Source organism: Enterobacter sp. 302C9, assembly GCF_034106085.1.
GTDB classification, from domain to species: domain Bacteria; phylum Pseudomonadota; class Gammaproteobacteria; order Enterobacterales; family Enterobacteriaceae; genus Enterobacter; species Enterobacter asburiae_B.
Window position 1 is genome coordinate 807,379 of sequence record NZ_JAWNBW010000001.1, and the last position, 14,470, is coordinate 821,848.

At 56.2% G+C, this 14,470-nt stretch carries 12 protein-coding genes; 9 read left to right on the top strand and 3 right to left on the bottom strand.

Annotated elements, in window-relative coordinates:
* The first annotated feature begins 5 nt into the window (after nt 1–5).
* The 4 genes from UR289_RS03905 to flgL all read left to right on the top strand — a co-directional run bounded on the left by UR289_RS03905 (nt 6) and on the right by flgL (nt 4,740).
* Nucleotides 6–1,103, top strand: a complete 1,098-nt coding sequence (locus UR289_RS03905; RefSeq protein ID WP_029740346.1) for a flagellar basal body P-ring protein FlgI — start codon at nt 6–8, stop codon at nt 1,101–1,103.
* Entirely contained in the window at nt 1,103–2,056 is a 954-nt protein-coding gene (flgJ, locus tag UR289_RS03910; protein WP_320709177.1) for a flagellar assembly peptidoglycan hydrolase FlgJ, read from the top strand. Before UR289_RS03905 ends, flgJ begins: the two co-directional genes overlap by 1 nt.
* A gap of 75 nt (nt 2,057–2,131) precedes the next feature.
* On the top strand, nt 2,132–3,772 hold the full coding sequence (gene flgK / locus UR289_RS03915; RefSeq protein WP_320709178.1) for a flagellar hook-associated protein FlgK: 1,641 nt from the start codon (nt 2,132–2,134) through the stop codon (nt 3,770–3,772).
* Nucleotides 3,773–3,786: 14 nt separating this feature from the next.
* Nucleotides 3,787–4,740, top strand: a complete 954-nt coding sequence (gene flgL, locus UR289_RS03920) for a flagellar hook-associated protein FlgL (protein ID WP_033145208.1) — start codon at nt 3,787–3,789, stop codon at nt 4,738–4,740.
* A 75-nt stretch (nt 4,741–4,815) separates the two neighbouring features.
* On the opposite strand, the gene UR289_RS03925 is transcribed toward flgL, so the two are convergent.
* Nucleotides 4,816–6,030 (bottom strand): MFS transporter, encoded by a 1,215-nt coding sequence (locus UR289_RS03925; protein WP_320709179.1) that lies wholly within the window; start codon nt 6,028–6,030, stop codon nt 4,816–4,818.
* Nucleotides 6,031–6,175: 145 nt separating this feature from the next.
* Between UR289_RS03925 and UR289_RS03930 the strand changes: the two genes are divergently transcribed.
* The gene (locus tag UR289_RS03930; protein ID WP_414146677.1) at nt 6,176–7,078 is read left to right on the top strand and encodes a LysR family transcriptional regulator; all 903 of its coding nucleotides are present in this window, start codon (nt 6,176–6,178) and stop codon (nt 7,076–7,078) included.
* 41 nt (nt 7,079–7,119) lie between these two features.
* Here the strand turns inward: UR289_RS03930 and rne are convergent, their stop codons facing one another.
* On the bottom strand, nt 7,120–10,263 hold the full coding sequence (gene rne, locus UR289_RS03935) for a ribonuclease E (RefSeq protein WP_320709181.1): 3,144 nt from the start codon (nt 10,261–10,263) through the stop codon (nt 7,120–7,122).
* A 572-nt stretch (nt 10,264–10,835) separates the two neighbouring features.
* Between rne and rluC the strand changes: the two genes are divergently transcribed.
* Nucleotides 10,836–11,783 carry a 23S rRNA pseudouridine(955/2504/2580) synthase RluC gene (gene rluC / locus UR289_RS03940; protein ID WP_021240761.1) on the top strand — a complete coding sequence of 316 codons (948 nt, stop codon included), beginning with the start codon at nt 10,836–10,838 and terminating at the stop codon, nt 11,781–11,783.
* A 132-nt stretch (nt 11,784–11,915) separates the two neighbouring features.
* Here rluC and UR289_RS03945 read toward each other — a convergent pair whose 3' ends face one another.
* Nucleotides 11,916–12,500 (bottom strand): Maf family protein, encoded by a 585-nt coding sequence (locus UR289_RS03945; protein WP_032658016.1) that lies wholly within the window; start codon nt 12,498–12,500, stop codon nt 11,916–11,918.
* Nucleotides 12,501–12,640: 140 nt separating this feature from the next.
* Here UR289_RS03945 and yceD point away from each other — a divergent pair, with 140 nt between their 5' ends.
* The 3 genes from yceD (at nt 12,641) to plsX (ending at nt 14,467) form a co-directional block, all read left to right on the top strand.
* Complete coding sequence (yceD, locus tag UR289_RS03950) at nt 12,641–13,162, top strand: 23S rRNA accumulation protein YceD (protein ID WP_014883375.1); 522 nt, start codon at nt 12,641–12,643, stop codon at nt 13,160–13,162.
* Between the two features lie 16 nt (nt 13,163–13,178).
* A complete protein-coding gene (gene rpmF / locus UR289_RS03955) occupies nt 13,179–13,352 on the top strand; it encodes a 50S ribosomal protein L32 (protein ID WP_003857964.1) in 174 nt (57 codons plus the stop codon).
* An 80-nt stretch (nt 13,353–13,432) separates the two neighbouring features.
* A complete protein-coding gene (gene plsX, locus UR289_RS03960) occupies nt 13,433–14,467 on the top strand; it encodes a phosphate acyltransferase PlsX (protein WP_060568787.1) in 1,035 nt (344 codons plus the stop codon).
* Nucleotides 14,468–14,470: the final 3 nt, after the last annotated feature.

Below are 14,470 nucleotides of genomic sequence, written 5' to 3' on the forward strand. Positions count from 1 at the left end.
GACCCATGTTTAAATCGATCTTCGCCGTGGCGCTCGCGCTGGTGGCAACGTTTGCCCAGGCTGACCGTATTCGCGACCTCACCAGCGTTCAGGGCGTTCGTGAAAACTCCCTGATTGGCTATGGCCTGGTGGTTGGTCTGGATGGTACCGGTGACCAGACGACCCAGACGCCGTTCACCACCCAAAGCCTGAACAACATGCTTTCCCAGCTCGGCATTACCGTGCCGGCGGGAACCAACATGCAGCTGAAAAACGTGGCCGCGGTAATGGTCACCGCGTCCTACCCGGCGTTTGCGCGTCAGGGACAGACCATTGATGTGGTGGTCTCCTCAATGGGTAACGCCAAAAGCCTGCGCGGCGGTACGCTGCTGATGACCCCGCTGAAAGGCGTTGACAGCCAGGTCTATGCGCTGGCGCAGGGGAACATTCTGGTTGGCGGTGCGGGGGCATCCGCAGGCGGAAGCAGCGTGCAGGTGAACCAGCTGAACGGTGGACGTATCACCAACGGTGCGATCATTGAGCGTGAACTGCCGACCCAGTTTGGCGCGGGCAACACCATCAACCTGCAGCTCAATAATGAAGACTTCACCATGGCGCAGCAAATTGCCGATACCATCAACCGCAGCCGCGGCTACGGTAATGCAACGGCACTCGACGCGCGCACCGTGCAGATCCGCACCTCCACCGGCAGCAGCAACCAGGTGCGCATGCTGGCGGATATCCAGAATATGGAAGTGAACGTTCCGGTTCAGGATGCGAAAGTGATCATCAACTCCCGTACCGGCTCGGTGGTGATGAACCGGGAAGTGTCGTTGGACAGCTGTGCCGTGGCGCAGGGGAACCTCTCCGTGACGGTAAACCGCTCCGCGAACGTGAGCCAGCCGAATACGCCATTTGGTGGCGGTCAGACGGTGGTGACGCCGCAAACGCAGATTGATATGCGTCAGAGCGGCGGGTCGCTGCAGAGCGTTCGCTCCAGCGCCAACCTGAACAGCGTGGTGCGTGCCCTGAACGCCCTGGGCGCAACGCCGATGGATCTGATGTCCATTCTGCAATCCATGCAAAGCGCGGGCTGCCTGCGCGCCAAACTGGAAATCATCTAATGCTGACCGATAGCAAACTGTTGACCAGTGCAGCCTGGGACGCCCAGTCGCTCAACGAACTGAAAACCAAAGCAGGCAAAGACCCGGCGGCGAACATCCGCCCGGTCGCCCGCCAGGTGGAAGGGATGTTTGTACAGATGATGCTGAAAAGCATGCGTGAAACCCTGCCGAAAGACGGGATGTTCAGCAGTGATTCAACGCGTCTCTACACCAGCATGTATGACCAGCAGATTGCGCAGCAGATGACCGCCGGTAAAGGCCTCGGTCTGGCTGACATGATTGTGAAACAGACCGAAGCCGCGCAGGGCATTCAGCCTCAGGATCAGACGCAGCAGGTGCCGATGAAGTTCGACCTGGAAACGGTGACCAGTTATCAGAACCAGGCTCTGACGCAAATGGTGCGTAAAGCGATGCCAAAAGCCACGGGCAGCGGCGATGAGCCGCTCTCCGGTGACAGCAAAGACTTCCTGGCGCAGCTTTCTCTGCCCGCGCGCCTTGCCAGCGAACAGAGCGGCCTGCCGCATCACCTGATTCTGGCACAGGCCGCGCTGGAGTCGGGCTGGGGCCAGCGTCAGATCCGCAAGGAAAACGGCGATCCGAGCTTCAACATCTTCGGCGTGAAGGCCACCTCCAGCTGGAAGGGGCCAACAACGGAGATCACGACCACCGAATACGAGAACGGTGCGGCGGTGAAGGTCAAAGCAAAATTCCGCGTCTACAGCTCCTACCTGGAAGCATTGTCCGACTACGTTGGCCTGCTGAGCCGCAATCCGCGTTATACCGCCGTTACGCAGGCGGCGACGGCGGAGCAGGGCGCTCAGGCCTTACAAAACGCGGGCTACGCGACCGACCCGAACTATGCGCGCAAGCTTACCAGCATGATCCAGCAGCTGAAATCCATGGGCGAGAAGGTCAGCAAAGCCTATAGCACAGATATTGAAAATCTGTTCTGAAAGTTCTCAAGTCCCGGTGGAGGTTGCCGATAACCTTCATCAGGACTCGTGTCTGAACGTATAAAAGGAACCCCCATGTCCAGTTTGATTAACAGCGCCATGAGTGGCCTCAGTGCCGCGCAGTCGGCACTCAATACCGTCAGTAATAATATTTCAAGCTATAACGTGGCAGGTTACACCCGCCAGACCACGGTGCTGGGTGCATCTAACAGCACGCTGACCGGCGGTGGCTGGGTAGGTAATGGGGTTTATGTCTCCGGTGTCCAGCGTGAGTATGACGCCTTCATCACCAACCAGCTGCGCGCCGCGCAGACGCAGAGCAGCGGTCTGACGACGCGCTATCAGCAGATGTCAAAAATTGACGATGTGCTCTCCGATACCACCAACTCGCTCTCCACCACCCTGCAGGACTTCTTCAAAAGCCTGCAAACCCTGGTGAGCAACGCGGAAGACCCGGCAGCACGTCAGACGGTGCTGGGTAAAGCGGGCGGTCTGGTCAATCAGTTCAAAACCAACGATCAGTATCTGCGTGACCAGGATACGCAGGTCAATACCGCGATTGGGACCAGCGTGTCTCAGATCAACAACTATGCCAAACAGATTGCGAACCTGAACGATCAGATCTCCCGTCTGACCGGCGTCGGTGCGGGCGCATCGCCTAACGATCTGCTCGACCAGCGCGATCAGCTCGTCAATGAGCTGAACAAAATCGTGGGCGTGGAAGTCTCCGTGCAGGATAGCGGTACGTTTAACATCTCTCTCGGCAACGGTTACAGCCTGGTGCAGGGCAGTAAAGCCAGCCAGCTGGCGGCCGTGAAGTCCAGCGCCGATCCGGCTCGTACGACTATCGCCTACGTCGATGACGTGGCGGGTAATATTGAGATCCCCGAGAAATTTATCACCACCGGTTCTTTGGGCGGTTTACTGACCTTCCGCACGGAAGATCTGGATAAAGCGCGTAACACCCTGAACCAGATGGCGCTGGCCTTTGCCGATGCGATGAACACGCAGCATGAAGCCGGTTTTGATGCGAACGGTGATGCGGGCGGTAAGCTGTTCAACTTCGGTTCTCCGGCGGTTCTGTCCAACAGCAAGAACGGCGGTTCGGCCGTTGTTACGGCTTCTGTGGCGGACAGCAAACAGGTCCAGGCGACAGACTATAAGCTGCAGTTTAACGGCACTGACTGGACGATCACCCGCACGTCAGACAAAACCAGCTTTACGATGAGCCCGGATGCCAGCGGTAATCTGTCGTTTGATGGCCTTAACGTCAACGTGAGCGGCACGGCAAATACCAAAGACAGCTTTACCGTGAAGCCTGTTTCCAACGTCATCATGAACATGGACCTCGCGATCAGCGACGAGTCCAAACTGGCAATGGCGTCGGTGCAAAACGGCGGCGAAAGTGACAACCGTAACGGCCAGAAACTGCTCGATCTGCAAAACGGCAAAGTGGTGGGTGGAAATAAAACCTTCAACGATGCGTATGCCTCTCTCGTCAGTACCGTCGGTAGCTCAACGGCGTCACTGAAGGTGAGCAGCCAGACGAAAGCCAACGTGGAAACGCAGTTAATCAAGCAGCAGCAGACCATCTCTGGGGTAAACCTCGACGAAGAGTATGGCAATTTGCAGCGTTATCAGCAGTATTACCTGGCCAATGCCCAGGTGCTACAAACTGCCAGTACGCTCTTCGATGCAATTATCAACATTCGTTAAGGTTGAGGTGAACAATGCGTATTAGCACCCAGATGATGTACGAGCAGAACATGCGTGGGATCACCGATTCCCAGAGCAGATGGCTGAGCTACGGTGAGCAGATGTCCACCGGCAAGCGCGTCAATCGTCCTTCGGACGATCCTATCGCCGCGTCGCAGGCCATCGTTCTGTCACAGTCTCAGTCGCAAAACAGCCAGTTTGCGCTCGCGCGTACCTTTGCAACGCAGAAGGTCTCGCTGGAAGATAACGTGTTAACCCAGGTCAACACCGCGATCTCAAGCGTGCGCGAGAAGCTCGTTTATGCGTCAAACGGCACATTAAGCGATGACGACCGTCTTTCTCTGGCAACCGATATTCAGGGGATCCGCGATCAGCTGATGAACCTGGCCAACACGACGGATGGTAATGGTCGCTTTATCTTTGCGGGATACAAAACCGAGAGCGCACCGTTTGATGCCGCGACCGGGGATTACAACGGCGGCGCTGAGGCCATCACGCAGCAGGTTGATACGGCGCGAAATATGACCATTAGCCATACCGGCCAGCAAATTTTCGAAAGCATTACCAGTAATGCGGAACAGCTGCCGGGCGGTGGATATGGCCAGACCAACATGTTCAAAATCCTGGATTCTGCTATTGCCTCGCTGAAGACACCGATTGAGAACGATCCGGCTGCCGCAACGGCGCAAAGCCAGGTGATTGCCAATGCGCAAATCGGCATCAAAAACTCCCAGAACAATGTCCTGACGGTCGTTGCGGATGTGGGAACCAAGATGAACGAGCTGGAAAAACTCGACACGCTGGGTGATGACCGCGCGCTGGGTCAGACCAAGCAGATGAGTGACCTGGTGGATGTTGACTGGAACGAAGCGATTTCCTCTTACACCATGCAGCAGGCGGCCTTGCAGGCGTCTTATAAAGCGTTTAGCGATATGCAGGGCATGTCTCTGTTCCAGCTGAACAAATAACATCTTGACCTCTTGGAACATGTCTTGAAACTGGGCATGTTTTACTGCCCAATCCGTCTGGATTGGGCATTTTTTTTATGCAACTTCTGCTGATGCGGAGGTGACTCGTGCGCTTTCTATCAGACGGATTGCCAGCGCAATGACGCCACAGACCGTCGCCAGCGCGACCACGCCCGTCCAGCCGGCCAGCGAGTAGATATTGCTGCCTAACGCGGAACCCAGCGCCATCCCGATAAAGACCACCGTAAAGAGCAGGGCGTTGAGACGACCGCGCGCCTGCGGTTCAAGACTGTATACCAGGTTCTGGTGAGCGACCAGGCTGGACTGCAGACCCAGGTCGAACCCGACGGCGGAGATGGCGATCAGAATCAGCTGTCCATGAACGCCCAGCGCGGGCATCAGGAACATCAGGGCGAATGAAACGGTCACAAGAGCGGCACCAATCTGCGTGACTTTTCCTGCGCCCAGTTTGTCCGCCAGACTCCCTGCCAGCGGGGCAGCTAACGCACCGGCGGCACCTGCAATACCAAAACCACCCGCTACGGCACTACCCAGGTGATAGCGTTCCAGCAGCATGACCGCAAGCGTAGACCAGAAGGCGCTGAAGGCAATCGACAGGAAGCCCTGAGCCAGCGCCGCACGGCGCAGCGCCGGATAGCGACGCCACAGATGTTCCATTGAGCGCATCAGCGCGGGGTAGCTCAGCGTGGAGTGAATGGCAAAACGCGGAAGCACAAACCACATCATCACCCCGACGAACGCAATGCTCGCCGCCGCCAGCTGGTACATGACGCGCCAGCCAAACGCTTCGCCCACCACGCCGCTCACGGTTCTTGATAATAAGATCCCCATCAGCAGCCCGGTCATTACCGTACCCACGGTTTTCCCCTGTTTACCTTCCGGCGCAAGGATGGCTGCGGCAGGGACGATATCCTGTGCCATGGTGGCGGCCATGCCGATGAGCAGGCTGGCCAGCAGCAGAGAGTGGATCTGCCCGGTCAGGCTGCAGCCGAGAAGAAACAGCGCCAGCGCCGCACTTTTTATCAGGATTAACGTCCTGCGGTCGTGGCGATCGCCGAGCGGGAGCAGGAACAGGATCCCCAGGGCATATCCCGCCTGGGTGAGCGTTGGGACCAACCCCATTCCTTCGATACTCAGGTGAAGGTCTGCGCCCATCAGCGGCAGCAGAGGCTGGGCATAATAGATAGATGCCACGCTGAAACCTGCACCTATCGCCAGCATTAAGATTACCCAGCGGCTCACGGCATGGGCGGCGGTTGTTGTGTTCATAAGATGTTCCTCATTCGTCGTGTGAGGCTATTTTTTATCAGTACGCCTTGCGACGGTAGCGGGCCCGGTGGTAAAACGCTTATACGTTGAACGTATAAGTGAAAATGCGATGAAAAGAGTTGAGCGTATAGACAGGGTGGAGTTAATGCGGACGTTTGTTCGTATTGTGGAGGCGGGCTCCCTCTCAGCGGCGGCACGGCAGCTGGCCACTACCCAGGCCACGGTAAGCAGACGGTTACAGTCGCTTGAAACCATGCTGGGCGTGCGCCTGATGTTGCGCACCACCCACACGACGCGGCTGACGGATGACGGCGAGCGCTGCTATCAGCACGCCCGTCGGGTGATTGACAGCTGGCTGGCGCTGGAAGATGAGGTGGGGCAGACGGAAGATGAGCCGGTAGGCGTGCTGCGGGTACGCGCTCCGCACGCGTTTGGTCAGGACCAGCTTCTGAAACCCGTAACCGAGTTTTTGCAACGCTATCCGCAGCTTTCGATTGAGTGGATGCTCAACGATCGGTCGGCGGACTTCCTCGGCGACAACCTTGACTGTGCGATTCGGGTGGGCGTGGAAGTCGATCCGGCGACCGTGTCCGTGCTGCTGGCCGAAGTGCCGCGCTCGGTGGTGGCTTCACCGGCACTGCTGGCCCGTTTCCCGTCGGTTACCACGCCGGAGGATTTGCAGCAGTTTCCCTGGATAGCGATCAGCTCATTCTACCAGCGCCATGTGGAGCTTTTTCACGATGCATCACCCGCCACCGCGCGGATTGCTATTACGCCACGGCTGAGCACCGACAGCCTGTATGTCGCACGCAACACGGCGCTCACCGGGCTTGGCGTGGCGGTGGTATCCAGCTGGACGGTACAGGATGATATTCGGGAAGGGCGGCTGGTGCATTTGCTGCCAGAGTGGCAGCCAGCGGCGTTACCGGTGCATCTTGTTTACCCCTGGTCCCGTTATTATCCGGCACGCTTGCGGCGTTTTCTGGAGTTGATGCGGCAGGTCATGCCTGAGGTGACCGGAATGAGAAAGCCCGTGCAGCAGCCATAAAAAAAGCCGACCCGAAGGTCGGCTTTTTACTTTCAGCGTCGTTATTCGACAGACTGCGGACGCGTCGCCGGTGCAGTCGCCTGATGCGTTGCACTGTGGCCGCCTGCAGCGCCTTTACCGTCGAAGCTGAAGGCCGGGCGTACCCAGTCACTGTGACGCGGGGCTTCTGGCACGTAATCCGGCGCCGGGGCGCGCGTCATTGGTGCTGTCGCCACGTGGGCTGCGGCTGGCGCAGAAACAACCGGCTCAGGTTTCACCTCTGGCGCTTTCGCTTCTTCGACAACCGGTTCAACCTGAATCTCAACGTCCTGAACGACTTCTTCAGTGGTGGTTTCAACCAGGGTTTCAGCGGTGTCTTCCACTGCGGCTACAGGTTCAGACTCTTCAGCGACTTCCTCAGCCACCACGGTATCTTCTTCGGCGATAAGCTGCGGTGCGGCATCAACCGGCGCGGCAATCACTTCTGGATGGGTGGTTTCAACTTCCACTGCGTGAGGTGCTTCAGCTTCAACAACCTCAGGTTCAACAACCTCAGGTTCAACCACGGTTGCCGCTTCAGTCACGACAGCGTCTACCGCGGCTGCCGGTGCAATCACCTCTTCGGTTACAGGCTGTTCTTCAACAACCTGCTCCGGGCGAGCAACCGGGTAGCGGATCCAGACTTTGCCGGAGGCCATTTCTGGCGAAGCACAGGCAATGGTCAGCGGCATTGGCGACTGAGTCGGGTAACGCTCGTCACGATAGCGACGACGGCGCTGGCCGCTGACGCGCAGATGACGTGGAGAACGACGTGAACGGCGCGGCATACCGGCGTTATCACGGTTTTCGCCGTTATCATCCTGCTCAACGTTGTTTTCAACGACCGCTGGCAGATCAACTTTCGCCAGCTGCGTACCGGTTGCGCTCTCGCTGGTTTCAACCGCGATAGCGCCTGACTCTTCGGTTGCTTCAGAGGCGAAGCGAACTTTCTGAGAAAGCTGGCGCTGCTTACGACGCGGCATTACCTGAGTGCGTTCTTCCTGCTCGCCGTCCTGCTGTTCAACAGGCTCTTCGCGGTTCAGGTTTTTGACTTCCTGCTGTGCCTGACGCTTCTCGTCGTTACGGCGACGGCTGCGTTCACGGCGCGGCTGCTGGTCGTCACGCTGTTTGCTCTTCTCAGACTCATCGCCCGCTTGCTGGCGAATTTCACGGTCTTCAACATTCGGCTGTTGTTTCTCGCGACGGTTGCGACGGTTGTCTTCGCGTTGCTCACGGCCTTCGTTATTCTCAGAGCGGTTGTCACGGTTGTCACGGTTGTCACGACGCTCGCTGCGGTCATTGCGATCGCTGCGGTCGTTACGATCGCGGCGGTTGTTCTGACGCTTACGGCGGTCCTGCTGACGCTCTGGCTTGGCCGCTTTTGGCTCTTCTTTCGGCTGCTCTGGCTGAACGTCTTCTTCAGCAAACATCTTCTTCAGCGCGCCAAAGAAGCGGCTCAGCAGACCCGGCTGTGCCGGCTGGGCTTTTGCTACCGCGGCTTCTGGTTTCTGCGCTGCAGGTTTGGCAGCAGGTTTTTCCAGAGCTGCTTCCGGTGGTGCTTCAGGCATGATGAAGGTCGCTAACGCAGGCTGCTCTGGCAGTTTGCGCTCGGCTGGCTCTTCATCGGAAGGCAGGGACATCTCTTCTTCATGCAGCTTCGGCAGCAGGTAGCTGAGGGTGGTCGTCTCTTCGCCCTTACGCACGCGCAGCACGTGATAGTGTGGGGTCTGCATCTGGTCGTTTGGCACGATGATGCAGCGAACGCCACCCTGACGCGCTTCAATCGCACTTACCGCTGCACGTTTTTCGTTAAGCAGGTAAGAGGCAACGGGCACCGGCACAATGGCGTGAACCTCTTTGGTGTTCTCTTTCAGCGCTTCTTCTTCAATCAGACGCAGAATGGAGAGGGACAGCGATTCGTTATCACGCACGGTACCGGTGCCGGAGCAGCGCGGACAAACGTGATGGCTGGACTCGCCGAGAGACGGGCTCAGACGCTGACGGGACATCTCCAGCAGGCCAAAGCGTGAAATATGGCTAATCTGGATACGCGCCCTGTCCTGACGCACCGCTTCGCGCAGACGGTTTTCAACCGCACGCTGGTGGCGTACCGGGGTCATGTCGATGAAGTCGATAACAATCAGACCACCCAGGTCGCGCAGGCGGAGCTGGCGGGCGATTTCATCAGCGGCTTCGAGGTTAGTGTTGTAGGCGGTCTCTTCGATATCGCCACCGCGTGTAGCACGCGCGGAGTTGATGTCGATAGCGGTCAGCGCTTCAGTGGTATCGATAACGATAGAACCGCCGGATGGCAGACGCACTTCACGCTGGAAGGCGGACTCAATCTGGGATTCGATCTGATAGTGGCTGAACAGCGGGATTTCACCGGTGTACAGTTTAATTTTGCTGGTGAAATCCGGACGACCCAGCGCGGCGATGTGCTGGCGCGCCAGCTCAAGCACTTTCGGGTTATCGATCAGAATCTCACCGATGTCCTGACGCAGGTAATCACGGAAGGCACGCACGATAACGTTGCTTTCCTGGTGGATCAGGAACGGAGCAGGGCGGCTTTCAGCTGCTTTCTGAATGGCTTCCCAGTGCTTCAGACGGAAGCTCAGGTCCCACTGCAGCGCTTCGGCTGATTTGCCTACGCCTGCGGTACGCACGATAAGCCCCATGCCATCAGGCAGTTCAAGGCTTGCCAGCGCTTCTTTCAGCTCGGTACGGTCATCACCTTCGATACGGCGAGAGATGCCACCCGCACGCGGGTTGTTAGGCATCAGAACCAGATAGCTCCCTGCCAGGCTGATAAAGGTGGTCAGTGCGGCACCTTTGTTGCCACGCTCTTCTTTATCAATCTGAACGATAACTTCCTGACCTTCACGCAGAACATCTTTGATGTTTGGGCGGCCATGGGCGTTGTAGTTTGCGGGGAAATATTCGCGGGCGATTTCTTTCAGAGGGAGGAAACCATGACGCTCAGCACCGTAATCGACAAATGCAGCTTCAAGGCTTGGTTCAATGCGGGTGATTTTACCTTTGTAAATGTTCGCTTTTTTCTGTTCGTGTCCAGGACTTTCGATATCCAGATCGTACAGGCGCTGCCCATCCACAAGGGCGACACGCAACTCTTCTTGCTGAGTTGCGTTGATTAACATTCTTTTCATCGTAACTTACTCGTTATTCTTACATTGACGACAAAGCTGCGGGCAAGGTGACGCTTTCCGGGGTATGAACCGATGGCCTCGTGTCTGTTCACGTCGCCAACCTCACGGTTGTCGCTCGCTTAAGAGGCGCAGAGTGTCGGTTGCCTGTATTTCATACGGAAACACAGCGCAATTATCAGGGGAATTGCCTGGGTAGAACTCTCCAGAGAACAATCCTTATACCGGGAAGTACTGCAACCCGCAGCCCGCTAACTGCCTGAAAGATCAATACGTCTTACGCCATTGCTGCGTGGATGATCGGTCAGACAAAATTGGTCATTCCGTCAACATCCTTACTTAACCAGGATTTAACACGGAAAACAGCCTCATTATTCCACTGCTCGCCGGGTTATAGCAAGATGACTTTTACCAATTATCACCCGGTTACTCACAGTTTCTTCACTTCAGAATGGCGATTGGTTTAATAACCACCAAATCGGTTGCGCGAAAAGGGGAGCTGGCCGAATAAAAGTAAATATAAGCATAGAAAAATGAGTGGCGCTAATGGCTGACGATATTTAGAATCGCCAACCATGAAAACAGAGACTCCAGCCGTAAAAATGGTTGCCATCGCCGAAGATGAAGCGGGGCAACGTATCGATAACTTTTTGCGCACCCAGTTGAAAGGTGTACCAAAGAGCATGATTTACCGCATCCTGCGCAAGGGCGAGGTACGGGTGAACAAAAAACGCGTGAAGCCCGAGTACAAACTCGAGGCGGGCGATGAAGTACGTATTCCGCCGGTGCGCGTTGCGGAACGTGAAGAAGAGACCGTTTCACCGAAGCTACAGAAAGTGGCGGCCCTGAGCGATGTGATCCTTTACGAAGATGACCATATTCTGGTGCTCAATAAACCGTCAGGAACGGCTGTCCATGGCGGCAGCGGTCTGAGCTTCGGCGTGATTGAAGGACTGCGTGCCCTGCGCCCAGAAGCGCGTTTCCTTGAGCTGGTGCACCGTCTTGACCGTGACACCTCTGGCGTACTGCTGGTGGCGAAAAAGCGTTCTGCGCTGCGTTCTCTGCATGAACAGCTGCGTGAGAAAGGGATGCAGAAAGACTACCTGGCGCTGGTGCGCGGTCAGTGGCAGTCCCATGTAAAAGTGGTGCAGGCGCCGCTGCTGAAGAACATTCTGCAAAGCGGCGAACGTATTGTCCGCGTAAGCCAGGAAGGGAAACCGTCTGAGACGCGCTTTAAGGTTGAAGAGCGCTATGAGTTTGCCACGCTGGTGCGCTGCAGTCCGGTGACCGGCCGTACTCACCAGATCCGCGTGCATACGCAGTTTGCAGGGCACCCAATTGCCTTTGATGACCGCTATGGCGACCGCGAGTTTGATAAGCAGCTGGCGGGGACGGGGCTGTCGCGTCTGTTCCTGCATGCGGCAGCGCTGAAGTTTACCCATCCTAATACGGGGGAAGTCATCCGTATTGAAGCGCCGCTGGATGAGCAGTTGAAACGCTGTCTTAAGGTTCTGCGCGGCTAAGGTAAACGTAAAACGGCAACGAATGTTGTCGTTTTTAATGTTTGCTCCCTCTCCCTGTGGGAGAGGGCCGGGGTGAGGGCATCAGGCCGCAGTTCAGTAGGCCCATGCAAGCGAAGCGCCGCTGGGCAAAAGTCACATGGTCAGCGGATTACACTCTTCTCGTCTTAACATCTGACACAGGGCAATCAACGGTAACCCCACCAGCGTGTTGGGATCGCGACCGTCCAGCTTGTCGAACAGCGCAATTCCCAATCCTTCACTTTTAAAGCTTCCTGCGCAGTTCAGCGGACGTTCCCGGCGCACATAATCCACGATCTCTTGCTCGCTGAGATGGCGGAAGTGTACGTCGAACGGCTCGCATTCGGTTTGCAGATGACCGGTGGCGGAGTTATAGAGTGCCAGGCCGGTATAAAAGGTCACGATAGTGCCTCGCGCTCGCAGAAGCTGCTGGCAGGCGTTCTCCTCCGTATGGGGCTTGCCGGTGATTTCGCCGTCCAGTACGCAAACCTGGTCGGAGCCTATAATCAAATGTGCGGGATAACGTGCGGCCAGCGACTGCGCTTTCTCCTTAGCAAGACGCATCACCAGATGACGCGGTGATTCGCCCGGCTGTGGCGTCTCATCAACCTCTGGCGCGGCGCATTCAAACGGGATCCCGAGCTTTTCCAGCAGCGTTCGGCGGTAGGGAGAAGTGGAAGCAAGGACGAGATTTGGCATATTTTTATCACCAGATATAGCGTATCGATGCCAGCCATTTTAAACTACAGGCCGCAATGTGTGCGAATAATTGGCAAAAGGCAGCTCTGGTTGCCTTTTTCTTTGACTCTATGACGTTACAAAGTTAATATGCGCGCCCTATGCAAAAGGTAAAATTACCCCTGACTCTTGATCCGGTTCGTACGGCTCAAAAACGCCTCGATTACGAAGGTATCTATACTTCCGATCAGGCTGAGCGTATTGCCGAATCCGTAGTCAGTGTGGACAGTGATGTAGAATGCTCCATGTCGTTCGCTATCGACAACCAGCGTCTCGCCGTTTTAACCGGTGATGCAAAGGTGACGGTAACGCTCGAGTGTCAGCGTTGCGGGAAACCGTTTGTACAGCATGTTCACACAACGTATTGTTTCAGTCCCGTTCGTTCTGACGAACAGGCTGAAGCACTCCCGGAAGCGTATGAGCCGATTGAGGTTAACGAATTCGGTGAAATCGATCTTCTGGCTCTGGTTGAAGATGAAATCATCCTCACCTTGCCAGTGGTTCCGGTGCATGATTCTGAACACTGTGAAGTGTCCGAGGCGGACATGGTCTTTGGGGAACTGCCTGATGAAGCGCAAAAACCAAACCCATTTGCCGTATTAGCCAGCTTAAAGCGTAAGTAATTGAGGAGTAAGGTCCATGGCCGTACAACAGAATAAACCAACCCGTTCCAAACGTGGCATGCGTCGTTCCCATGACGCGCTGACTGCAGTTACCAGCCTGTCTGTAGACAAGACTTCTGGTGAGAAACACCTGCGTCACCACATCACCGCTGACGGTTTCTACCGCGGCCGCAAGGTTATCACTAAGTAATCACGCGCAAGCGTGATTAGGCTTAGTGAGGATTTCCCCGTGCAAACGGGGAATTTACCGAACCAGGCTGCGACGATACCTTGACACGTCTAACCCTGGCGTTAGATGTCATGGGGGGAGATTTTGGCCCTTCCGTGACAGTGCCTGCAGCATTGCAGGCACTGAATTCTAATTCGCAACTCACACTTCTTTTAGTCGGCAATCCCGACGCAATCACGCCATTACTCGCAAAAGCTGACTTTGAACAACGTTCGCGTCTGCAGATTATTCCTGCGCAGTCAGTTATTGCCAGTGATGCCCGACCCTCGCAGGCGATTCGCAATAGTCGTGGCAGCTCTATGCGGATAGCGCTGGAGCTGGTGAAAGAAGGGCGAGCTCAGGCTTGCGTCAGCGCGGGAAATACCGGCGCGCTGATGGGGCTGTCGAAATTGCTGCTCAAACCTATTGAAGGTATTGAGCGCCCGGCGCTGGTAACGGTGTTACCGCATCAGCAAAAGGGCAAGACGGTGGTGCTCGATTTGGGCGCTAACGTCGACTGTGATAGTACTATGCTGGCTCAGTTTGCCGTGATGGGATCGGTGCTGGCAGAAGAAGTTGTCGGGATCAACACTCCCCGTGTTGCGTTACTGAACATTGGTGAAGAAGAGACCAAAGGCCTGGACAGCATTCGCGAAGCGGCTGAATTGCTCAAACAGGTTCCCTCCATCAACTATATTGGTTATCTCGAAGCCAATGAGTTGTTGACGGGTAAAACGGATGTTCTGGTGTGCGATGGCTTCACCGGAAACGTCACGTTGAAGACCATGGAAGGGGTCGTACGCATGTTTCTTTCTCTGCTGAAATCTCAGGGAGAAGGCAAAAAAAGCGCCTGGTGGCTGATTTTATTGAAGCGTTGGTTACAAAAGAGCCTGACGCGGCGATTCAGTCACCTCAACCCCGACCAGTATAATGGCGCCTGTCTGTTAGGATTGCGCGGCATCGTGATTAAGAGTCATGGCGCCGCCAATCAGCGAGCATTTGCTGTCGCGATTGAACAGGCAGTGCAGGCGGTGCAGCGACAAGTCCCTCAGCGGATTGCCGCTCGCCTGGAATCTGTATTAGCTAAAAGTGACTGAGCG

Excerpts from the sequence above, each read along its gene's own strand:
- flgJ (WP_320709177.1), top strand. The coding sequence starts at position 1,103 with ATGCTGACCGATAGCAAACTGTTGACCAGTGCAGCCTGGGACGCCCAG.
- rne (WP_320709181.1), bottom strand. The coding sequence starts at position 10,263 with ATGAAAAGAATGTTAATCAACGCAACTCAGCAAGAAGAGTTGCGTGTC.
- UR289_RS03925 (WP_320709179.1), bottom strand. The coding sequence starts at position 6,030 with ATGAACACAACAACCGCCGCCCATGCCGTGAGCCGCTGGGTAATCTTA.
- yceD (WP_014883375.1), top strand. The coding sequence starts at position 12,641 with ATGCAAAAGGTAAAATTACCCCTGACTCTTGATCCGGTTCGTACGGCT.
- UR289_RS03905 (WP_029740346.1), top strand. The coding sequence starts at position 6 with ATGTTTAAATCGATCTTCGCCGTGGCGCTCGCGCTGGTGGCAACGTTT.
- flgK (WP_320709178.1), top strand. The coding sequence starts at position 2,132 with ATGTCCAGTTTGATTAACAGCGCCATGAGTGGCCTCAGTGCCGCGCAG.
- rpmF (WP_003857964.1), top strand. The coding sequence starts at position 13,179 with ATGGCCGTACAACAGAATAAACCAACCCGTTCCAAACGTGGCATGCGT.
- UR289_RS03945 (WP_032658016.1), bottom strand. The coding sequence starts at position 12,500 with ATGCCAAATCTCGTCCTTGCTTCCACTTCTCCCTACCGCCGAACGCTG.
- UR289_RS03930 (WP_414146677.1), top strand. The coding sequence starts at position 6,176 with ATGCGGACGTTTGTTCGTATTGTGGAGGCGGGCTCCCTCTCAGCGGCG.
- flgL (WP_033145208.1), top strand. The coding sequence starts at position 3,787 with ATGCGTATTAGCACCCAGATGATGTACGAGCAGAACATGCGTGGGATC.
- rluC (WP_021240761.1), top strand. The coding sequence starts at position 10,836 with ATGAAAACAGAGACTCCAGCCGTAAAAATGGTTGCCATCGCCGAAGAT.